At 53.8% G+C, this 22863-nt stretch carries 16 protein-coding genes and 2 pseudogenes; 8 read left to right on the top strand and 10 right to left on the bottom strand.

The genetic code is table 11. The features are described from left to right. The first annotated feature begins 9 nt into the window (after positions 1-9). On the top strand, positions 10-909 hold the full coding sequence (locus JK223_RS08280) for a LysR family transcriptional regulator (protein ID WP_212713715.1): 900 nt from the start codon (positions 10-12) through the stop codon (positions 907-909). A 478-nt stretch (positions 910-1387) separates the two neighbouring features. Then, on the top strand, positions 1388-2782 hold the full coding sequence (locus JK223_RS08275) for an amino acid permease (protein WP_212713714.1): 1395 nt from the start codon (positions 1388-1390) through the stop codon (positions 2780-2782). 188 nt (positions 2783-2970) lie between these two features. Here the strand turns inward: JK223_RS08275 and JK223_RS08270 are convergent, their stop codons facing one another. Then, entirely contained in the window at positions 2971-4227 is a 1257-nt protein-coding gene (locus JK223_RS08270; protein ID WP_212713713.1) for an MFS transporter, read from the bottom strand. Positions 4228-4287: 60 nt separating this feature from the next. Then, positions 4288-5208 carry an aminoimidazole riboside kinase gene (locus JK223_RS08265; RefSeq protein WP_212713712.1) on the bottom strand — a complete coding sequence of 307 codons (921 nt, stop codon included), beginning with the start codon at positions 5206-5208 and terminating at the stop codon, positions 4288-4290. Between the two features lie 215 nt (positions 5209-5423). On the opposite strand from JK223_RS08265, the gene JK223_RS08260 reads away from it, so the two are divergent. Beyond that, positions 5424-6857, top strand: a complete 1434-nt coding sequence (locus JK223_RS08260; protein WP_212713711.1) for a glycoside hydrolase family 32 protein — start codon at positions 5424-5426, stop codon at positions 6855-6857. Between the two features lie 6 nt (positions 6858-6863). Here JK223_RS08260 and JK223_RS16920 read toward each other — a convergent pair. Then, positions 6864-7046 (bottom strand): annotated as a pseudogene (locus tag JK223_RS16920) (transcriptional regulator); the annotation flags it as partial. Between the two features lie 401 nt (positions 7047-7447). Between JK223_RS16920 and JK223_RS08255 the strand changes: the two are divergent. Beyond that, positions 7448-8320 carry a phosphorothioated DNA-binding restriction endonuclease gene (locus JK223_RS08255; RefSeq protein WP_212713809.1) on the top strand — a complete coding sequence of 291 codons (873 nt, stop codon included), beginning with the start codon at positions 7448-7450 and terminating at the stop codon, positions 8318-8320. Between the two features lie 498 nt (positions 8321-8818). Here the strand turns inward: JK223_RS08255 and JK223_RS08250 are convergent, their stop codons facing one another. The 7 genes from JK223_RS08250 to JK223_RS08225 form a co-directional block, all read right to left on the bottom strand. Then, entirely contained in the window at positions 8819-10432 is a 1614-nt protein-coding gene (locus tag JK223_RS08250) for a cytosine permease (protein WP_249213534.1), read from the bottom strand. Between the two features lie 309 nt (positions 10433-10741). Continuing rightward, the gene (locus tag JK223_RS08245) at positions 10742-11476 is read right to left on the bottom strand and encodes a GntR family transcriptional regulator (RefSeq protein WP_212713710.1); all 735 of its coding nucleotides are present in this window, start codon (positions 11474-11476) and stop codon (positions 10742-10744) included. Between the two features lie 6 nt (positions 11477-11482). Continuing rightward, positions 11483-15100: an urea carboxylase gene (uca, locus tag JK223_RS08240; RefSeq protein WP_212713709.1), complete on the bottom strand. Its 3618-nt coding sequence runs from the start codon at positions 15098-15100 to the stop codon at positions 11483-11485. A gap of 2 nt (positions 15101-15102) precedes the next feature. Then, the gene (gene atzF, locus JK223_RS08235; RefSeq protein ID WP_212713708.1) at positions 15103-16899 is read right to left on the bottom strand and encodes an allophanate hydrolase; all 1797 of its coding nucleotides are present in this window, start codon (positions 16897-16899) and stop codon (positions 15103-15105) included. Between the two features lie 780 nt (positions 16900-17679). Further along, on the bottom strand, positions 17680-18069 hold the full coding sequence (locus JK223_RS08230; protein WP_212713707.1) for a putative T6SS immunity periplasmic lipoprotein: 390 nt from the start codon (positions 18067-18069) through the stop codon (positions 17680-17682). 360 nt (positions 18070-18429) lie between these two features. Further along, the gene (locus JK223_RS17145; RefSeq protein ID WP_371813087.1) at positions 18430-18798 is read right to left on the bottom strand and encodes a putative T6SS immunity periplasmic lipoprotein; all 369 of its coding nucleotides are present in this window, start codon (positions 18796-18798) and stop codon (positions 18430-18432) included. Further along, positions 18795-19355: a type IV secretion protein Rhs gene (locus tag JK223_RS08225; protein WP_249213533.1), complete on the bottom strand. Its 561-nt coding sequence runs from the start codon at positions 19353-19355 to the stop codon at positions 18795-18797. Before JK223_RS08225 ends, JK223_RS17145 begins: the two co-directional genes overlap by 4 nt. A 459-nt stretch (positions 19356-19814) precedes the next feature. On the opposite strand from JK223_RS08225, the pseudogene JK223_RS17140 reads away from it, so the two are divergent. From JK223_RS17140 to JK223_RS08210, 4 genes and pseudogenes are all read left to right on the top strand, one after another. Then, positions 19815-20315 (top strand): annotated as a pseudogene (locus tag JK223_RS17140) (POTRA domain-containing protein); the annotation flags it as partial. Positions 20316-20477: 162 nt separating this feature from the next. After that, positions 20478-21557 (top strand): ShlB/FhaC/HecB family hemolysin secretion/activation protein, encoded by a 1080-nt coding sequence (locus JK223_RS17135; RefSeq protein ID WP_371813093.1) that lies wholly within the window; start codon positions 20478-20480, stop codon positions 21555-21557. Between the two features lie 9 nt (positions 21558-21566). After that, positions 21567-22157 (top strand): toxin-activating lysine-acyltransferase, encoded by a 591-nt coding sequence (locus tag JK223_RS08215; RefSeq protein ID WP_212713705.1) that lies wholly within the window; start codon positions 21567-21569, stop codon positions 22155-22157. A gap of 25 nt (positions 22158-22182) precedes the next feature. Then, positions 22183-22758 carry an Ail/Lom family outer membrane beta-barrel protein gene (locus JK223_RS08210; protein ID WP_212713704.1) on the top strand — a complete coding sequence of 192 codons (576 nt, stop codon included), beginning with the start codon at positions 22183-22185 and terminating at the stop codon, positions 22756-22758. Positions 22759-22863: the final 105 nt, after the last annotated feature.

The following is a 22863-nucleotide window of genomic DNA, read 5'->3' as shown; positions in this document are numbered from 1 at the left end:
AGGGGTGTTATGAGCGGAATCAATGACCACAGAATTAAATACTTGTTCGAAGCTGTCAGGCTTAAAAGTGTGAGAGCAGCGGCTGACTATCTGAATGTAGCGCCATCGGCAGTCAGCCGCCAAATCTCACAATTGGAACAGGAGTTATTTACACCATTAATCGAACGACATCGCAGAGGAATAAACCCGACAGAGGCGGGAGAAAGGCTATTAGAATATCATCACCAGCATGTTGCACAGCAGGAATTGCTACTGGATTCATTGCAATCCTTACGCGGGCTACACTCGGGAAGCATTACACTGGCGATCGGAGAGGGGTATATAGAAAGTGTATCTACTATTATCTCTGCATTCTCCTGCCGCTATCCTGGTATACGCATTCAGGTTGAGGTCTGCGGAAGTAATGAGGTTATCCGTGCTATCGCAGAAGATGAGGCCCATATCGGAATTCTCTTTAACCCCGCGCGCGATACAAAGCTCCGCTCTCACCAATCATTTATCCATCCGTTATGCGTTATCGCGCATCCTGAACATCCGATAGCATGTGTAAATGAACGGATTGAGATGCATACCCTGACACAATACCGAATTGCATTGACAAGAGTTTCACATGGTATTCGGCAGATAGTCACTGTCGTTGAGGAAGACACTGGTATTAGTCTTGATCCGACCCTGGTATGTAATAATCTTATGTTGCTGAAAACCTATGCCAGAGATGGTGGGCTCACCCTGTTACCCAGCTTTATGGTCGAAAAAGAAGTGGCGGATAAACAACTGGTTGCATTGCCATTACATCATAACTTTTTCTCCGCAACGCAAACCCACATTATCACACGACTCGGACGACAGCTGGGGAGTGGTGTAAATAAATTACTGCAACAGATACTCAGCACGCTGTTCAGGGGATGACTTCACCCAAGCCAAGGGGTAAGGTGCGTTCTGATTATAGCAACAATAATCTGAATAGAAACTATCATGGAATATCCGAACACATGGTATCATTCACTCAAATTATAATTAAAAATAAACACTCTCTATTTAAAATAAAGGGTGAACTTGCGTTTGAATAAAATAAAAACAGAAAGATTATGCACCAAAATAAACTATAAATCACCATTTGAGTGCAATATAAAAAGTTATCAGACATAAAACAAAACCAAAGAAAAAAACAAACCACCCTCGGTTAAACTTTAAAAAAACAAAAAACCTTAGAACTCAATAAGTAGCCAAAAAATAACACAACCACCTTGGAATTAATTACTTATATTACTAATCAATTAATCATACCTGGCTTATATCTTGCTTCAGAAACCCCCTGTCAGTAACTCATACCTTACTTATATAAAACACATTGACTCAATAACCGATAAGCAGGAGATGTATTTCTATGCAACAAGGTGAACTAAAACGCGGACTAAAAGGACGTCACCTTAGTCTTATGGCTTTGGGGGCTGCCATTGGGGTCGGATTATTTCTTGGATCTGCCACTGCAATAAAAATAGCAGGTCCCTCCATACTGATTGGCTACCTGGTGGGTGGTCTGGCTATTTTTATCGTCATGCGGGCTCTTGGTGAAATGGCAATCACTAACCCTGTGTCAGGTTCTTTTAGCCGCTATGCCAGGAATTTTCTGGGTCCACTGGCGGGTTACCTTACCGGCTGGACATACTGGTTTATGTGGATAGTCACCTGTATGGCAGAAATTACTGCTGTCGGGATTTATATGCATGTATGGTTTCCCGATGTGGCTAACTGGATTTGGGCATGTTCGGCTCTCATTATTATGGCCAGCGTTAACTATTTCTCAGTAAAATTTTACGGTGAATTTGAATTCTGGTTCGCGATGATAAAGATTGTCACCATTATACTAATGATCATTTCTGGTCTGGGTGCGATTATTTTCGGATTAGGGAATCATGGTATTGCTACCGGTATCCATAACTTATGGCTTCACGGTGGCATTTTTCCGGCAGGTGTGAGTGGTCTCCTGATGGCCCTGCCGCTCGTCCTGTTCTCATACGGCGGTATTGAGATGTTAGGAATTGCAGCAGGAGAGGCTAAAGAACCTGAGAAAACAATAAGTAAAGCTGTTAATACTGTTTTCTGGCGTATCCTTATTTTCTATGTCGGCGCTTTATTCATCATAATGTCTATCTACCCGTGGAATGAACTTGGTACCCAGGGCAGTCCTTTTGTAATGACTTTTGAAAAAATGGGTATACCTTCAGCTGCCGGAATTATTAATTTTGTCGTGATTACTGCTGCGCTTTCGTCCTGCAATAGCGGTATTTTCAGCACAGGTCGTATGCTGTTAAATCTTTCAGAACAAGGTCATGCACTACCGGTGTTCAAAAAGATTAACAAACGAGGTATCCCGGTGCCTGCCATTACTTTTTCTGTCATCATGCTGCTTATCGGAGTAGCACTGAATTACCTTGCCCCCGGGGAAGTCTTTGTCTGGTTAAGTGCGGTATCTACCTTTGCCTCCATCTGGACCTGGATCATCATCCTGTTCTCTCAGCTCAGGTTTCGTGCCGGGCTTTCCGCTCAGGATAAGGCAAAAACTCTTCTGCTGGTTCCGTTATATCCACTGAGCTCCATACTGGCACTGCTGTTTATGTTTGGTGTATTAATTATCATGCTAATGCAACCTGAATTACGCGGGGCAGTCGTTGTCGGGTTAGGATGGATCGGTATGCTAACTCTTTTCTATTATTTATTTGGCTATAATCGTCAGCCTGCTCTTCACAGAGAGATGACACAGAGAGCCAGCAGCCACTAACAGTTACATTGTCCTCTCATAAGAGGCCTCACCACATTCCCGCAATTGCACGCTTATGCGGGAGGCAACTTACGGCAAAGAGGCCATCGGTACTCGCTTCCGAATGCCGGTAATCAATGACCTCCAGGGTCGTTATTACCGGCAAATACATCGGGATGAATACCTCGTCGGCAGGCTATCCCGCGGTTCTATAGTGTTCCGGGCGCGGTGGCTGCCGCAGGTTCAGCGCCGGGGCATTCCCGTTTTTTACTGAGTAATACCCTCCCGAACAGCAACATCAGAAACACAATGCCGGAGATGGCGAAGAATACGGTCCGGTAGCCTGCGTTATCGAACAGGATCCCGATCGGCGCAGACAGAAAAATGATCCCGACGGAACTGGCAATCTGGAATCCCACCAGAAAGATCGTCGAAGAGAGCCGTTTATCAAAATTGGCGACGCTGTATTTGAACACTGAAATCACACACAGCGGCACTTCTATCGCATGTAATAACTTCACCAGCGAAATAATATAAGGGTTAACAAACAGCGCACAGGACAGGATCCGCAGCATCATAATCACTACCCCCAGCAGCAACGCATTCTTAGGGCCGACACGGTTCACAAAGAAGGGGACCACCAGCATACAGAGGGCTTCCAATATGACCTGGAACGAGTTGAGATAGCCGTAAACCCGTGTACCGACCTCACGGGATTCAAACAGGCCGGCATAAAAGACCGGGAACAATTGCTGGTCATAGATATTATAAAAGGACCAGGTCCCGACAATAAACAGCACGAAGATCCAGAAATTGCGATCTTTAAACACCGCGAGGAAATCCTCTTTTTTGACGCGGCCTTCCCCGGTGGTCACACAATGCTGAGGCTGAAATTTCACCCGGAAATTGATCGCGATAAATGCGAGACCGAATAACGACACCAGCCAGAAATTAATATGCGGATTAATACTGAAAAAGATACCGGCGAAAAATGCCCCGACGGCGTAACCGAAAGATCCCCAGGCACGGGCCGTCCCGTATTCAAAGTGGAAACTGCGGGCCATTTTTTCGGTGAAGCTGTCCAGCAGGCCGCTACCGGCCAGATACCCCAGACCGAAAAAGAGTGAGCCCAGCACCAGGCCCGCCGAAAAGTGGGTTCGCAGCAACGGCTCATAAATATAAATCATAAACGGCCCGGTCAGGAGCAGCACGATCCCCATACACCAGATCAGCGTTTTCTTCAGGCCCAGTTTGTCCTGAATAATGCCGTAGACCACCATAAACAGCATACTGGTGAACTGGTTAACGGAGTACAGCGTCCCTAATTCGGTACCGGACAGCCCCAGATGCCCTTTCAGCCAGATGGCATACAGCGACCACCATAATGACCAGGAGATAAAAAAGAGAAACGAGTAACCGGATGCAAAACGATAGTACGCATTTCTGAAGGGGATATTCAGCGTCATAATCACCTGCCTGTCGTTAATAAAATGGAGATACTGTCCACGGGAAGCGCGGTTTGGCTGTTACTTTCCCTGAGTCAATGCCTGCCGACGGGGCAGTGCCGTCATCGCCCCCTTTGCCGTCACCGCTATCGCACCACACCGCTGGGCCTGGTCGATCATCTGTTGTAATTCTTCTTCGTTTTCCGGAAAGCCCCGCGCCGCCAGCCAGGCCAGTAAACCGGCCATAAAGGCATCCCCGGCCCCGGTACTGTCGATACAGGTCACCGGCCTGCCCGGGAAATGGCGGACCTCCCCCCGCCAAAAAACCGCCACCCCGTCGGCTCCGCGGGTGACCAGCAATAACCGGATATCATTCTCTGCCGCCAGCGTGCGGATACCCCGATCGCTGAGCGGTTCTCCGCTGATAAAGGTGAGTTCGTCTTCTGAAAGTTTGACCACATCGGCCAGCTGTAACGCCTGTTGCAGGCACTCCTGTAATCGCCGGGTATCGGGCCAGAGATCCTGGCGAATATTCGGGTCAAAACTGACAAATCCGCCGGCGTCCCGTTGTGCTGACATTGCGGCCAATGCACTGCTGCGTGAGGGCTCCGCCGACAGAGCAATCGAACAGAGATGTAACCACTCACCGCGATGCCATCGGGGAAGATCGGTTTTTTCCAGCATCAGATCGGCAGACGGACGAACCATAAAGGTGAATGAGCGTTCGCCCTGTTCAAGTGCCACCAGGACGGTCGACGTCCGGTGCCCTTCGTCTTCAGTCAGGTAAGCGGTATCCACGCCCTCCGCCTGCAGAGTCTTTTGCATCAGGGCACCGAAAGGATCACTCCCCACCCGGCCGATAAAACCACTGCGTCCATCCAGCCTGGCGATACCCACGGCCACATTGGCCGGCGCTCCGCCGGGACACGGCAGGAGGCGGCCATCGGCCTCCGGTAACAGATCCACCACCGCATCCCCTAACACCCACACTTTCACTGACATGTTTTTATCCTGTGCTTATGCTGCATAAGCACATTGATAAACTGCTTTATGCGAAATTCGTTGCGAATTATCGGCAATATGCATATTCGATCACAAATCCGGATGGTTAACGTTAACATTTGCGAATAACATCACAAAAAGCAAACTTAGCGGCTTTATCTTTGTCATAGTTAACGTTAACAATCAGGTGAATTTACTGAATCAGGATATTGAATATGACTCAATCCCGTCCGGATAAGGCGCAGAAGGCGCTTGAAGAGCTGTGCGATCATCGTGGTAACACTTTTTACCCGCATTATCACCTCGCCCCCCGGGCGGGATGGATGAATGACCCCAACGGCCTGATCTGGTTTAACCACCGCTACCACGCGTTTTATCAGCACAACCCGCTGAATGAGAACTGGGGAGCGATCCACTGGGGACATGCCACCAGCGAAGATATGGTGCACTGGCATCATGAACCTATCGCCCTGGCGCCGGGCGATGATGAGGATAAAGATGGCTGTTTTTCCGGCAGTGCCGTCAGCGATAATGGTGTCCTTTCGCTGATCTATACCGGCCATGTCTGGCTGGCGGGAGAAGGCAATGATGCTGAAATCCGTCAGGTACAATGCCTGGCCACCAGCCGGGACGGCGTGCATTTCGTGAAACAGGGGGTCGTGTTAACGCCTCCGGAAGGGATTATGCATTTCCGCGACCCGAAAGTCTGGCAGCAGGACGGCCACTGGTGGATGGTGGTCGGGGCAAAAACTCCGGACAATATCGGGCAGATCCTGCTTTACCGTGGCCGTTCGTTACGTGAATGGACCTTCGATCGCGTACTCGGCCAGGCCGATGATGGTGAAACCTATATGTGGGAATGTCCGGATCTTTTCGCTCTCGGCAAACACCATTATATGATGTTCTCCCCGCAGGGGATGTCACCGCAAGGCTACCACAAACGTAACCTGTTTCAGAGCGGGGTCATCCCGGGTCAGTGGTCTCCGGGCAGTGACTTTATCCCCTCCGGCCCTTTTACCGAGCTGGATAATGGCCATGATTTTTACGCGCCGCAAAGCTTTACGGCCGGTGACGGCAGGCGCGTGATCATTGGCTGGATGGATATGTGGGAATCCCCCATGCCCTCCAAAAAAGAGCGCTGGTCCGGTTGCCTGACGCTGGCCCGTGAACTTTCCGAACATGAAGGGAAACTGATCCAGCGGCCGGTGCAGGAAGCGGAGACCCTGCGCGGTTCACATCAGGCAATCCCTGCCGGGGAGATCACCGGAACCCGCGTATTACAGGATAACGCGCAGGCAGTGGAAGTCACGCTACAGTGGGGCCTGCGGAAAAGCGAGGCCGAACATTACGGACTCAGACTCGGCAGCAGCCTGCAGTTATATGTCGATAATCAGGCAGGCCGGCTGGTGCTGTGGCGTCACAGTCCGGAGGAGGCGATCGACGGTTATCGCAGTATTGCTTTACCCCCCGGGGAGTCCCTGTCGCTGAGGATCTTTCTGGACATGTCTTCGGCAGAAGTCTTCGTCAATGATGGCGAGGCGGTGCTCAGTAGCCGAATCTATCCGCGGCCCGGAGAGCGGGAACTTTCACTGTACGCTGCCGGCGGTAAGGCCGTGCTGATGAGCGGCGCGCTCTGGTCACTGAGTTAACCGTCCTCAGGCGGAACTGCGGATCAGTAGCGGGCAGTGAAGCCGCTTACAGCCCCCACCGGTACGTCCTTCAATAATATGCAGCGCAGCTTCCCGGCCGATCACGGCAGGCGGAAGTTGCACTGTCGTTAATGGCGGAATAAACAACTCCCCGACCCTATTATCAAACCCTGTCCCCGCGATGTCCTGAAACCGGGAGATGGCTTTCTGTCCCGGCATCCCCGCGGGACTGCCACCGGCAGATCTCTGGCTGGCGGTCAGTCTGTTTGTCTGTCTGCCTGTTTGTCTGTCTGGCTGTTTGTCTGTTTGTCTGTTTGTCTGTTTGTCTGTTTGTCTGTTTGTCTGTTTGTTTGTCTGTTTGTCTGTCTGTTTGTCTGCCTGTTTGTCTGTTTGTCTGTTTGTCTGTTTATCTGCCTGCCTGCCTGTTTGTCTGTCTTCCTGTCTGCCTGTCTGCCGGCGGCGGTGACTGATCTCCCCAGCCCCGGAGACCCGCCTGATTAACGATGATGGCCTGCCGCCGCCGGGTGAATATTGAATTTTCTCCGGGTTACGTGCATGCTCGTTATCCCCCTGAGCTGTGACGAATGACTATGACCTCATATCACATCCTGAACCAGGCCATTGCCGATGTCGCTGTCTGGCGGAAAGGTGACCAATGTGCGCCCCATAAACCTCTGCTGATACTGTATGTATTATCGCAATATAAAAAAGGCCATCACAGGCTGTTTAATTATGGTGACGAGATCCAGCAGCCACTGACGCAGTTACTGCAGGAATTTGGCCCGAAACGGCGGGATTATTACCCGAACATGCCTTTCTGGCGACTGAGGACAGAAAGCTTCTGGTGCCTGGAAAATGCCGAACGTTGTAAACCGCGCAAAGGTAATACCCAGCCTTTAAAACGTGAACTGACAGAACATCAGGTCAGCGGGGGCTTTGATGAGGAGAGTTTCCGGGCACTGAATCAAAACCCGGCAATGATCGATAAGCTGGCACAAAATATTCTGACGGAACGCTTTCCGGAAAGTCTGCAGCAGGTACTCGCCGATCAGTTAGGCTTTGATATTATGACGCTGATGAAAACACGCGACCCGCGTTTCCGCGAGAGTGTGTTGCGGGCATACCATTCTCAATGTGCTGTGTGCGGTTATAACCTGCGACTGGATGGGGCGCTGGTCGGGCTGGAAGCGGCACATATCCGCTGGAAACAGTATGGTGGCCCGTGCGAGGTCAGTAACGGACTGGCGCTGTGTTCGGTACACCATTCGGCACTCGACAGAGGCGCAATCGGGGTCGATGAACATCTTACCATCCGTATCTCCGGCGGCATCAATCGCAGCCCCATGGTAGACCGTCTTTTCCGGGACCTCGAAGGGAAAAAACTGCTGCTGCCCGGCAATAAGGCCTACTGGCCCGCGGATAAATTTATCGAATGGCATCAGACAAACGTTTTCAAAGCCTGAGTGGCCCGCGCTCGTTGTCTTAAAGGCGGTGAGGACCGGTGTGATACGGGACGTTCCTTTTTCCGCCGGTGAACCTTCGGTCAGTGAAGGATAAACACAGACCGGGCCGGGAAAACCAGGGTACGGCCATATTAGCGTTTTAATGTGCCTGCCATCCCCCGCCATACGTCGTGAGTTTTTATCTGACCGCGAGATTAATTCCTGAGGCAACAGAATCGCTGACAGAGATGATTCTGCGCTGGCTGCCGGCTCCGGAAAACGCCGTACCGTGCCGGCAAAAATGGCGCGACCAGGCAGAGTGGTAAGCCATGGCATGACAGAAAATAAAAAACGCGCTGAATCAGGGCAGCCTGCCAACGGCGGGGCTTTTCGGTGTACTTCCGGTGATGCCGCCCTGCAGAAAGCCAGTGACTTAACGGGTTCCGCATGGCGGTAATCCTTGCAGATAACCGCTGATAATCGTCCCTGATGATCAGCGGTCGGAGGGGGTTACCGGGGCTACTCCAGGGTTTTACATAACGAGCAGATCACGCCCTGATGCTGGCGGGAAAAGAGCACATCCGGACGCTCGTAAGGCTGGGCGCAGGCAACACAGGAATAGACGGTGCCGACCGGTGCCCCGTCGTGATCATAACGGGGCTCTTCGATGCCATCCGAGGTGTTTTTAATATAAAATTTCCCGCGCGTCAGCAGCCCCATCAGCGGTGTCATCACCGCCGCCACCACCAGAGCAATCAGCGGTGAGTAAGAGGTCAGAAACGTCCCCAGCAGACCGAAAAATGCCGCAATAGACAGCCCGGCAGCCACAAGGAATGAGACCATTCCCACCGGATTGACGCTATACAACATATCCCGGCGGTATTCAGGCTGCTTAGGAGAGAGCCTGAGAAGGTATTTATTGACGGCAATATCGGTCGCAACCACGGTGACCCAGGCGATGGCAAAGTTGGAATAAAAGCCCAGGATATTGCCCAGCACAGAGAACATATCCCCTTCCATCAGCGCCAGTGCGATGGCCAGGTTAACCAGTACAAAGACGATGCGCCCCGGGTAATGTTTGCGTATCCGCGTGTACGCACTGGTCCAGGACAAAGAACCGGAATACGCATTGGTCACATTGATTTTAATCTGGGAAATAATCACCAGGATCACGGCCAGTGTCAGCGCAGCTCCGCCAGGCAGCATATCGTGGAAAGCGGCGCTGAACTGCCGGACCGGTTCGGTACTGTTAATCCCGGGCGTGAGCGTCAGCAGATAGAACCCCAGGAAGGCGCCGATGGCCTGTTTAATGGCCCCGAGGATCACCCAGCCCGGGCCTGCAGAAATCACGGCCAGCCACCAGGTTTTGTTATTTTTAGCCGTTTTTGCCGGCATAAAACGCAGATAGTCGATCTGCTCACCAATCTGCATAATCAGCGCAAGGCAGACCCCGGCCCCCAGCATCACAGAAGACATATTAATGCCGCTTTTGCCCTGCTGCCCCGCAAAGGCCATAAACTGTCGCGGAAGATCCGGTTGTTTCCAGACCAGGTAAAGGACCGGCCCAATCATCAGCACCAGCCATAAGGGCGTCGTCCAGATCTGCAGTTTAGTTAAGACTTTCATCCCGTAAATCACTAAAGGGATCACCAGCACGGTGGATAATAAATACCCCAGCCATAAGGGAATATCTAACCCCAGCTGTAACCCCTGGGCCATAATAGATCCTTCCAGGGCAAAGAATATAAAGGTAAAACTGGCAAAGATAATACTGGTGACCACCGAGCCGTAATAACCAAATCCTGCGCCGCGGGTAATCAGATCGAGATCGATATTATAACGGGCAGCGTAATAGGCTAACGGTATCCCCGTCAGGAAAATAATGATCGCCGCAAACAGAATGGAAAGCAGCGCATTGGTTGTTCCGTAGGAAAGACTGATACTGGCCCCGATGGAGAAATCTGCCAGATAAGCAATTCCGCCCAGCGCCGTAATGGCAACCGTCAGGCTGCCCCAGCGTCTGAAACTGTAAGGAGCATAACGTAAGGTATAGTCCTCCAGCGTTTCATTGACAGAATGATTACTTTGTTGCGGGGAAGCCCCCGACGTCACGACATCATCGTTTATATTCATAATCCATCCTATTGCGGTTAACTCGTTGATTGGTTTCTGCCACAGGTTCTCTTACCCTTGCTCATTGACACGCTGCGCCACCGTCAGCGGTCGCCGATGATTTACCCTCACTTTCTGCGGCCGCAGTGACCCCGTGGTTCCCGGCCGGTCCCGGTACGGTTCCCTGCTGACGGCGGGTCACAGGCAGTGCCGCGTCTCCTTTCAGTGCCCTCTGCGGCGTGGCAGTGACAAAAACCCTGCCTGCCCTGCTGCCGGTTTCTCCGCAGGCACCCCCGGGGCGGCTAAATACGTGGGTCCGCCCCGGTCTGTTCACCCTCGCCGATGAATGGTGTCTGCCTCCTCCGGTGCCGCCGGCTGCGGCCGGGCCTGCTGTAACCGGTGTAAGGTGATTTTCCGGACCTCCGCCTTACTGACTGCAATGTGGCCGGTTAAAATACGTTGTGCCTCGTCGGTGTGTTGCCGGAAGATGGCCTGCAGGATCTGCGCATGCTCGAGGTAAGTCGCCTCTACCCGGTCCTCCCGCGTAAAGTCGAGCCGCCGGATAATCCGGATTTTTTCGGTCAGTCCGGCATGGACCCGCGCCATCTCCTGATTTCCGGCTGCGGCGACCAGCGTGGTATGAAAGGCTTCGTCCTTCGCCGACACGATCCTGCCGTCGTCCGGACGCGGGGTATCGATCCAGAAACGTTTCAGTTCAGCCAGCACTTCGGCACAGGCCAGCGGTGGCATGGCACACAGACGACGCACCGCTTCGCGCTCCAGCACGGTACGAAAGTCGTACAGCTCTTCGAAATATTCGAAATCAAACGGCTTTACCTGCCAGCCGCTACGGAACCACACTTCGACATATCCCTCGCGCTCCAGCCAGAACAGCGCCTGACGTACCGGGGTACGGCTCACTTCCAGCCGCTCTGCAATCTCGTTTTCGCTGAAACGGTCGCCGGGCATCAGACGAAACTCAAAAATGTCCTGTTTCAGCGCCTGGTAGACCTTCTCTGCCAGCGCCTCAGGCCGTCCTTTACTCTTCGGGGTTGGGGTCATCATCACGCCTTACTCCAGCCACAGCAGGGTATCGCCCGGGCTGACTGCCCGGCCCGCCTGGCAGGCGAGTCGTTTTACCGTTCCGGCCTGCGGTGCGGTGATCGCCAGTTCCATTTTCATCGCTTCAACGATGATCAGGGTCTGGCCGGCATCGACCTGGTCGCCGGGCTTCACCAGCACTTTCCAGATATTGCCGTTCATGTCGGCACTGACCGCCAGTGCATCGCACTCCTCTTCGGTGATAACTAGTGTTTCTTCGCTGGTCAGCGGGACTTCCTGCTCTTCCTGTGCCCATCGCGTGACTTCCTGTTCAAAGGCCGCACTCTGACGTTCACGGAACGCGGCTATCGGGGCTGCGTTTTCCTGCAGGAACTGCTGATGCGCCGCAAAATCAAAGACGGTTTCTTCGATGCGGACGGTCGCCCGGCCTTCGCGAAAATCATCCCGCAGCCCGCTGAGTTCCTCTTCCGATACCGGATAAAAACGCACCTGATCAAAGAAGTGCAGTAACCAGGGTTCCTCTGTCGCAAACTGATCATTTTTCAGGAATTTATTCCAGATCGGTAACGTGCGGCCCACCAGCTGATAACCGCCTGGCGAGTCCATGCCGTAGATACACATATACATGCCGCCAATACCCACGGTCCCTTCCGCAGTAAAGGTACGGGCCGGATTGTATTTGGAACTCAGCAGGCGATGACGCGGGTCGAGAGGAACGGCACAGGGTGCGCCGAGATAAACATCCCCGAGGCCGAGGATCAGATAACTGGCGTTAAACAGGGTGTCGCGGACTTCCTCCCTGCTCTCCAGCCCGTTGATACGCTGAATAAAATCCACGTTATTGGGCAGCCACGGCGCTGTCGCGCGGACGGTTTCTTTATAGCGTTCCACGGCACCCAGGGTGGCGCTGTCTTCAAACGCCATCGGCAGCCAGACAATACGTGACGGCACTTTCAGCTGACTGACATCCCCCAGCCCGGCCTCCAGTTCCAGCAGCAGATCCATCAGTTGTTTCTGGCTGAGGATCAGACTGTCATAACGCACCTGCAGCGAACGCACTCCGGGTGAGAGTTCTGCCACGCCCGGCACGGCCCGTTCACGCAGGGCATTCATCAGTAAATGCACGCGCAGACGTAGTGCCAGGTCCAGCACGTTATCGCCATACTCAATCAGAATATATTTGTCACCGGCCTGCCGGTACGCGGCTGCCGGGGTGGTAGCGGTCGCCGGTAATGCCGCTAACAGTGTCGCCGAACCGGTGTCACTGGCGGCCAGTGACGGCGTGGCAAAAGACGGCGTCTCATTGCTGTGTAACGTTTCCACGCTGCGGGCCTGACTTTTTTCCCGCGCGACGGCTTCGTCGGCACTGATCGGATAAAAACGAATACGATCCCCGGGTTTCACCTGACCGACTTTCCATAATTCCGCTTTAGCGATGGTCACCGGACAAACAAAACCGCCGAGGCTCGGGCCGTCATGCGTCAGGATCACCGGGAAATCTCCGGTAAAGTTCACTGCGCCAATCGCGTATTCGCAATCGTGGACATTGGAAGGGTGCAGTCCGGCTTCACCGCCATTGGCGCGGGCCCAGGACGGTTTCGGGCCGGTCAGCCGCACGCCGAGCCGGTTAGAGTTGTAATGTACCTGCCATTCACCGGCAAAGAACTCGTCGATGGCTTCCGGGGTGAAGAAATCAGGCGCACCGTGCGGGCCGTACAACACGCCGATACGCCATTCATTGCCATACTCAGGGATTAGTGCCGGGTCCGCCGCTTGCGGCTCACTGACCGGGGCCGGTGTGGTACAGGCAGCCAGTTGCGGGCGGGAAACCGGTAACATGTCGGCCACCCGCAGGGTGCGTCCGGCGTGACCGCCAAACTGACCGAGTGAGAATGTGGAACGACTGCCCAGATATTCCGGCACATCGAAACCATTACGTACCGCCAGATAGGTGCGGCAACCCTTCTGTGCACGGCCTGATACCAGCGTTTGCCCGGCACGGACCCTGACCGGCTGCCAGTACGGCACGCTTTCACCGTCCAGGGTTGCCGGACAATCGGCACCGGTGAGCGCTATCACGGCATCGCAATGAAAACGCAGTGTCGGCCCCTGCAGCGTAAACTCCAGCCCGGCGGCACTTTCATGGTTACCCACAATACGGTTTGCCAGCCGGAAGGCAAAGTCATCCATCGGCCCCGAAGGCGGAACACCGATATCCCAGTAGCCCTGACGGCCGGGGAAATCCTGAACGGTGCTGAAGGTGCCTGGTTGCAATACTTCGATCACACTGGCGGCCGGGGTGAAACTGTCGAGGAAGCGCGTCCAGACTTTCCCGCTGCGGAAGGCGTCGGTGGCGACGATTTGCCGCAGATAATCGAGATTGGTGGCGATCCCGTGCAGTTGCGTTGCATCCAGCGCCTGCTGCATTTTGGCCAGTGCGGCTTCACGCGTTTCTGCATGGACGATCAGTTTAGCGATCATCGGGTCATAAAAAGCAGAGACCTCTGTACCGGTATCGATCCAGCTATCCACCCGCACATCCTGCGGGAAGGTGACGCCGGTCAGTACACCCGGCGAGGGCTGGAAGTTTTTCAGCGGGTCCTCGGCGTAAATACGGACTTCAACCGACGCACCGGCCGGGGGCTGTTGCAGGCGATCCCAGTCAATGGCATCCCCTGCCGCAACCCGGAGCATACACTCCACCAGATCCAGACCGGTGACACATTCGGTCACCGGATGCTCGACCTGTAAACGGGTGTTGACTTCAAGAAAATAAAAGGCATCCTGTTCAGCATCATAAATATATTCCACCGTCCCGGCGCTCCGGTAACTGACCAGTTCGCCCAGGCGGACGGCAGACGCCAGTAAGGCGTCACGCGTGGCCTGCGGTAGATTCGGTGCCGGCGTTTCTTCCACCACTTTCTGGTTACGACGCTGCAGCGAACAGTCCCGTTCGCCGAGCGCGACCACCTTACCGCGACCATCCCCGAAAATTTGCACTTCAACATGACGGGCGCGATCGATACAGCGTTCAAGGAACACCCCGGCATCGCTGAAAAACTGTTCCCCGAGGCGACGGACACTCTCCCAGGCCTCCTGCAATGCGGTCGCATCTGCACAGCGGGTCAGACCGATCCCGCCGCCACCGGCAGTACTTTTCAGCATCACCGGGTAGCCGATGGTCTCTGCCGCACTAAGAGCCTCTTCCACCGAGTTCAGCAGCGGCGTGCCCGGTGTCATCGGCACTCCGGCACTCGCCGCCAGTTCACGGGCGCGATGTTTCAGGCCAAATTCGCCAATCTGCTGCGCGGTCGGGCCGGCAAATGCAATCCCGGCCTCTTCACAGGCCGCGGCAAACGGCAGGCTTTCAGACAGGAATCCGTAACCGGGCCAGATAGCCTCCGCTCCGCTTTCCTTCGCGGCTGCCAGAATTTTATCGATGCGCAGATAGCTATCACTGGCTTTATCGCCGCCCAGCGCAATCGCCAGGTCGGCTTCTTTAACATGACGGGCGTTACGATCCGCGTCCGAATAGACGGCCACGCTTTTCACACCCAGGCGTTTCAGCGTGCGGATAGCACGGCAGGCGATTTCGCCACGGTTAGCAATTAGAACGGTGCTGAACATGGTTATTTATTCTCCTGAGAGGCCAGCCAGTGACGCCAGCCGCCGAATTCTGTAATTTCCGGGGCCTGAGACAGCACCGCCGGTTCGCAGATAAAGCCTTTAACCGTCCGGCCATCGGCCAGCGTCAGGCTGCCGATACCGAGCGGTGCCGGAATTTCAGCCACAAATTCCCCGAAGCGCGCCAGCGGGATATCCCACAGTTCAACGGTGATCGCCGCCCCGTTTTCGTCACGCAACAAACCGGGTTTTTTCACCGGGCCATCGATCAGGGCAAACAGCCGGTAACTGGCGGCGGTCTGCGTTTCTTCCACCAGCACCGCATTGCGGGTGATGAGCTGGAAGTTCAGCGGCATACCGGTGAGGTGCGCGCCCACCACGGCCACCCGGACATGCCCGGCGGAGGCCGGTAACGGCGCAGACGGGGTCTTCAGCGGTTTTCCGGTGGCCCCCGCAGTCAATGCCAGCTGCTGTTGCCAGGTTATCCCGAACCCGGCCAGCGCACGATCGTGCCAGGCCGGCGCGATCAGTGTGATCCCCGCCGGCAGGCCATCGTCACGGAACGGACCAGGCAGCGCCAGCGCACTCAGGTCGGCGAGGTTAGTAAAGTTGGTATAGGTGCCGAATTGCGAGTTGTAGTTCACCGGCTCCTGTTTCATCTCTTCCAGCGTATGGATCGTCGGCGAGGTCGGTACCACCAGCGCATCAAACCCGGACAACGTCTGCCCTATCTGACGCGCCAGCTCAGCCCGCAGGTATTCGGCCTGATAGGCGTCCACCGCGCTGTATTTCAGGCCATTGCTGACAATGCCGTACACCACCGGGTCCATCTCTTCCGGCCGGTGGATCATCCCGCCGACGGCAGCGGTACGCTCCGCCACCCACGGGCCGTAATAGAGTTGTTCTGCCAGCTGGCTGAACGGGGTGAAATCGATGGGATGCAGTGTTGCCCCGCCGGCCTGTAATTGTTCAAGTGCCTTCCGCCAGGCAGCTTCCGCCTGCTTATCGCCAAAAAATTCCGGGGCCGCCGGGATCGCGAAATCCGGCTGTGCTTTGAACCCGGCAGGCGCGGTATGCGGGTCGTTGCGTGAGTAAGCATCGGTGGCATCGTAGCCGCCTGCGAGGGTCGCGACCGTAAAAGCATCTTCCACCGTCAGCGCAAATACCGAAATCGTATCGTTGAGGCGACAGGCCGGGACGAGGCCGCTGGCCGACAGCCACCCTTTTGTCGGTTTCAGGCCGACGATATTATTAAATCCGGCCGGCACGCGGCCGGATCCGGCAGTATCGGTGCCCAGAGAAAAGCCTGCCAGGCCCCGCGCCAGTACAGAGGCCGAACCGGAACTGGACCCGCCACTGACATAATCGGGGTTAAAGGTATTGGGGACCGCGCCATACGGCGAACGGGTGCCGACCAGTCCGGTGGCATACTGATCGAGATTGGTTTTGCCAATCACTACCGCACCTGCCGCTTTCAGTTTCGCGACCACAAAGGCATCAGCCTGCGCGGTATAGGTCAGGGCCGGACAGCCCGCCGTGGTCGGCCAGCCGGCGACGTCGATGTTGTCCTTCACCGCAAAGGGAACACCAAAAAGAGGCAGCGACTGCGGGTCACGCAGATACTGTTCGAGCAGAGGTTGGGTTTGCGCCTGTAACTGCGCGGGGGTCGCAAGATAAATCCAGGCATTATCCTGCGGGTCGATCGCGTCGAGGTGTGCGGCCAGCAGCGAATGGATGCACTGCGGATCCTGCCGGTAACGATGTTGCCAATCCTGAAGGGTGAGTCCGAAAGTAGATGCCATGTTTGAATCCCGACTGGTATACAAGATGGAATTCAACAGAGCAAAAACTGTGCCATAACACTATCTGACTGTTTATTAATAAAATTTACCCCGATCCTTCCGCCTTCACCTCTCTGCGCTGTTAATTACCGGTGCACTTTCGCACCAGCGTAATGCACAACCACGGTGAGCCATCGCTCCCGGTATCACTCGTTGCCAGCGGAACGTGCCGTGTGCTCGTTATTGATGGAAAGCCAGTAGCCGGTGTTTGCCGGCCCCGCCCGCAGGCGGCGGGTCCGGGCTTTAGGACAATGCGGGTATGCTGGGAAATTCAGGCCTCAGAAAATCCGGCTAAGTACCTTTTTATACGGTCAGTAACCGGCGTTTGCCGGGCCCGCCCGCAGGCGGCTTGTACGGGCTTTAGGACAATGCGGGTATGTTGGGAAATCCGGGCCTCAGGAAATCCGGCTACGTGCTTTTTTATATGGTCAGTAACCGGCGTTTAACGACCCCACCCGCAGACGGCTTGTCCGGGCTTTAGGACAATGCGGGTATGTTGGGAAATCCGGGCCTCAGCAAATCCGGCTAAGTACCTTTTTATACGGTCAGTAACCGGCGTTTGCCGGGCCCGCCCGCAAGCGGCGGGTCCGGGCTCTAGGACAATGCGGGTATGTTGGGAAATCCGGGCCTCAGCAAATCCGGCTAAGAGCCTTTTTATACGGTCGGCAGGCAGGTGGAATGCCCCCGTATCGGGCTGTTATCGTCAGGAAAGACCTGACGTCATCATTTCGCCCGGATCCCCTATGGCCCGACCCCGGCTGGCCCGGAGTGATCACCGGGCAGAGTGAATACTGATTTGAGTATTAATTTCCGTGGATGATTCAGATTGCTGATCAGATAATACGCGTTATATTGCTCTGCGGGTTCAAAATGAAAACCAAAAACAGGCAGGCATTCTCCTTTTGTTATCACCGGCCGGGAGCTGATAAGAGATTTATAGAAGTTGTCGCCTTTACCGGATTCACGGATAAATTCAGCAGAAAGCAGAATGTCCCCCGGGCTGGCAGCATAGGTTATACAGGGCTGATTCTCCTGCAGAACGGTAACCGCCTGACGGGTCTCCGGGACGTTTCCTGAGCGCCCGCAACATCCGGTGAGCAGCGCCAGCGCAGCTAACAGATAAATTTTCATGACCTTGTCCTTGTCTTTCGCATATGACTTTGCAGCGTTTTTTGCATCACGTAAAAAGCAGAAAATAAACTCCCCGGCGGTCAGATTCAGCGTTTCGCGTTTTACCTGTGTTCTGTCTGGTTTCACTTCCCTGCGGTGCCTGAGACCTGTTTCCGCCTTCCTCCCACAGACTTCCGCTCACGGAAACTGACCTCCGGGAGTCAACCGATAACGGAAGTCTGCGATTAACAGAAGTCTCTGTAGTGCGCTTTTATAAAAATCACTTTTATAAAAACAACAACCGTCATAGCTATTAATTTATAAAAAACTAAAAAAATAATATAAATAAAACCATCGGATAACTAACCGTAAAGAAGATAATTACTTCTGATCAGAGAGAGTGAAGCGCGCCTTAACCTCGAAAGTTTCCGGGTTATTAATGTTATAAATTGAATAATAAACGCTATAACTCATTGCAGATTTAAAAGGATATTCAAAGAGAGGCAGGCACTGTCCTTTTTTCGGGAAAGGCGGATCTTCAGTAAAAAACCGGAAAAAAGCACGCCCTTCTGAGGATTCACTGGCAATCTGAACCGCAGAAATATGGTCTCCCTGGCTCACTGCATAGGTAATACAGGGCAGTTTTCCACTCAGGTTAACCTGTGCATAGCGGATCTCCGGAAGCCTATCCCCCGGCCCGCAGCATCCGGTAAGCAGGACCGGCACACACAATAAAGTATGTTTGATCATTGCAGCCAACCCGTAGTGACAATTTTTTTGTATAATCCGGGGATATCACTAAGCTTATCGTTCCCCTGATACTCTCCCTGCAAAATATTATTATGAAAATATAGCCACATATTTATACCATAACGAAGAATTAGCCAGTAATCAGCAATGATACTGGCTTGTTGTTCAAGGGAGTAATCGGTGAGTCGCGGTTTATCAAGAGTGTAAAAATAATATGCCGCCCAACTAAATAGCCCCCTGGTCCTTACCCATTGCCCATGCTGATGTTGCCAGACATGACCTAACTCATGAATGAAGTTATGCTTTAAACGCTCATCGACAGAACCCGAAGAAAAGTCCGGATGATAATATTCTTTCCGGAACCAAACCTCCCCATTGGGAGACATTGCAACCCGCTTCCCCTGCAATCCAAAAGGGAAATAGCTGTCATTATGAATCCATACACGATGATAAATAATATGATTGCCAAATACACACCGGGCCATCGTAATCTCACCCGGAGTCATCAGACGTAACGTCCCTTCCTTGTACGGGTACTGAGCCTGTTCCTTCTGCATAGATAGAAATCCTTCTTTCACCCATCGAAAAACCCTTCCGGTGATTAAATATCATACAACCCGGCATTTAACATCCCCGCCACGGTACTTATCACAAATCTGTGAACCCACCCGCACGATAAGCCGTGATGAGAAACGGCAAAACAGAGCGATGACGAAATACAGAGCCAGGGTTCTGCCTGAACAGATGCGCAGAGTGCTTACCCCGGGCCTGAACAGCACAAGATATGTTTCAGGCGAGACGTCCGGCGGCAGGAAATAGGTGCTCACTGCCGGGTGAAATAATTACCTTTTCTGTCCTCCGTAAAAACCGTGACGGCCCCGGGATATTTCGTCTGATTTGCGACATGCAGTGTATATTTAATAAACAGTTCATTGCCAATCCGTACAATAAGTGTCATTTTATGAATGTATTTAAAGCATAAATGGATATTTACGCTTCATTGACAAGGATATGTCATGATTTTTACGCTAAATGCGGCACGATGCCGCGCTTATCTTATTCTGCTGATCCTCTTACCGCTGCCGTTACTGGCCTTGCCGGTATTACCCGCACCTGTTCTTCAGCCACCCGTCCCCGGGTCACCGCCCGCATTGAACACGGGTGACAGACAGTGGATCCATCAGCAGGAGCAACAGCGGGCATTAGAGCAGCGTCTGACCCCGACGGTCCCCGATGTTCGCCTGTCTCCGTCTGCCGGCCGTAACGGAAGGGTAATTTTTCCGCAGGAAACCCCGTGTTTTACTCTTTCCCGGGTCACTCTTTCGGGCACTGATACCCTGCCGCACTGGTTACCGTTGCAACGTCTCAGCCACCAGGCGATCGGTCACTGTCTGGGCGCAAAAGGCATCAACCTGCTGATGAGCACATTACAAAACCGTCTGGTGGATCACGGCTATATCACGACCCGCGTGCTGGCCCCGCCGCAGGATCTCACCGGCGGCGAACTGAAGCTGAGAGTGATCCCGGGGGATATCCGCCAGCTCACGCTGACACCGGACAGTGGCCACTACGTTACGCTGTATAACGCGTTCCCCGTCCGCAACGGTACTCTTCTGGATCTGCGCGACATCGAACAGGGGCTGGAGAATTTACAGCGGTTGCCTTCGGTGCAGGCCAGCATGGAAATCCTGCCTGGCGGTCAGCCAGGCGAGAGTGATATTGCCCTGCACTGGCAGCAACGGCGTCTGTGGCGGGTTGCCGCTTCGCTGGATGACTCCGGAACCCGTAGTACCGGCCGTTATCAGGGGGGGCTGACACTGTTTCTGGATAACCCCTTTTCGCTCAGCGATTTAGCCTATATTTCCGCCAGCAGCAGCCTGGACAGTCAACGCGGAAAAGGCTCGGGGAATATCACCGGCCACTATTCGGTCCCTGCCGGTTACTGGATGTCGGGCATCACCGTCAACCGTTATCGCTATCACCAGACGGTCGCCGGCCTGAACAGTGATTACCGTTACAGTGGAAAAAGCAGCAATATCGATTTCCGGGTCAGCCGTGTTCTGCATCGTAACGGCAGTCAGAAAACCACCCTGACTTACGATGTACTGGCCCGCGAATCGAAAAACTATATCAACGATACCGAAGTTGAAGTGCAGCGGCGGCATACCGCCGCCTGGCGTATCGGGCTGCAACATCGCCATTATATTGCTCAGGCCACGCTGGATGCAGGTATCAGTTATCAGCGAGGCACCCGCTGGTTCGGCGCCCTGCCTGCCCCGGAAGAAAATTTCGGGGATGCCACGGCATTGAGCAAAATTATCCGCATATCGTCTCAGCTCGATCTCCCCTTCACACTGGCGAAGCAGAAACTCCGTTATAACCTGCAATACCAGCGCCAGTTCAGCACCACCCCGCTGACGCCACAGGATCAGTTTGCTATCGGCAACCGCTGGACAGTGCGCGGTTTTGACGGTGAGCGTTCGCTGAATGCCGATCGCGGCTGGTTCGTGCGCAATGAAATCGCCTGGGTGACACCGGTCCCGCTGCAGGAACTCTATCTGGGCGTTGATTACGGTGAAACGGGGGGCAATGGCACGCAAAATCTGGTAGGTAACCATCTGGCCGGGGGCGCCCTCGGTATCCGCGGCTCGGCATTTAACACCGGTTATGACCTGTTTGCCGCCGTGCCATTCTCCAAACCTGAAGGTTTCAAAACCAGCCCGGTATCGCTCGGTTTTAACCTTAACTGGCAGTACTGAGAGGCAGAGATGAAGACCGGACCTTATGATGTGCATTCACCGATGATCATCGGCGGGGAAATGAGTGACGCAGAAGCTTTCGGCGCTGCCGTCTGGCTGTGGATGCACTCACTGCAGCATCGGGATCTGCCGATCCATGCACTACCGACGGTGCTGCTGCCGCTAATTAATCGCCAGCAGTATGTACTGGTCAGTCGCGGCACAACGCCACGGGTGTTTATGAGCTGGATGTGGCTGGACGATGTCGCCGAACAGCGCTATCTGTCACAACCGGCGATCATGGTGCAGGAGCGGGACTGGGCCAGCGGCGAAAGAATGTGGATCCGCGACTGGATTGCCCCTTTTGGCGACACCCTGTCCATGCGCCATCTGTTCGGCAGGATACTTTTTCCTGAACGCTGCGCACGCGCGCTTTATCACCGCGGAGCCGAAAAAGGCCCGCGGGTGATCAATTTTAAAGGAGACCAGGTCAGCCACCAGCAGGCCATCGCCTGGCGTGAGGCGAACCCGTTAATGGTCCCTCTTCCTGAATTCCCGAACGGTCAACGGGAATACCTTACCCGCGGGTTTCAGCCTGACAAGGCCGTCACCCGGGACTAATCCTCAACAATAAAAGGACTTAACGATGAAAGTATTATTAACTGTTTCCATACTCGCTACCTGTCTGGGCCTGAGTATGCCAGTGCTGGCAAATGAGCAGACCGTATCTCTGGGCTATGCGCACAGTAAAATACAGGATGCAAAAGGCCTGAACGGGGTGAATATAAAATACCGCTATGAGTGGAATTCACCGCTGAGTGTTATCGGCTCAATTACTTATATGACCAGTAAGGCTGAATATTCTCCCTCCGGGTCCAAAGATATTATTCATAACAAAGCAGATATTAATTACTTTTCGCTGTCTGCCGGCCCTGCTTACCGGTTTAACCCGCTGGTGAGTGTTTATGGCCTGCTGGGTATCAATGTCGACCGGGCCAAATACTCCTCTTCCTGGCTGAATTATGAATCCGGTTCTTACCGTGATATGGGCACAGAATATGGCCGGAAGACTAAAGCCGCATTTATGTATGGGGCTGGCATACAGATTAACCCGGTTAACAACGTTGCGATTGATATTGGCTACGAAGGTACCAGCATCAATGACGATAATAAAACCCATGCCATTAACGGTTTCAATATCGGCATAGGCTACCGCTTCTGACCTAAGGCATCCCGGTGGATGCCGGGATGTTGCGTTGTATTTTCTTATTCCCTGGCAACACCGTGCGCTGGCGGTATCAGGGAATAAGAAAATAGTCATTACGCT

The organism is Tatumella sp. JGM118, from assembly GCF_018257515.1.
Taxonomy (GTDB): Bacteria; Pseudomonadota; Gammaproteobacteria; order Enterobacterales; family Enterobacteriaceae; genus Tatumella; species Tatumella terrea.
The sequence above is the reverse complement of the archived record's forward strand: the minus strand, read 5'-3'. Positions and strand labels throughout refer to the sequence as shown.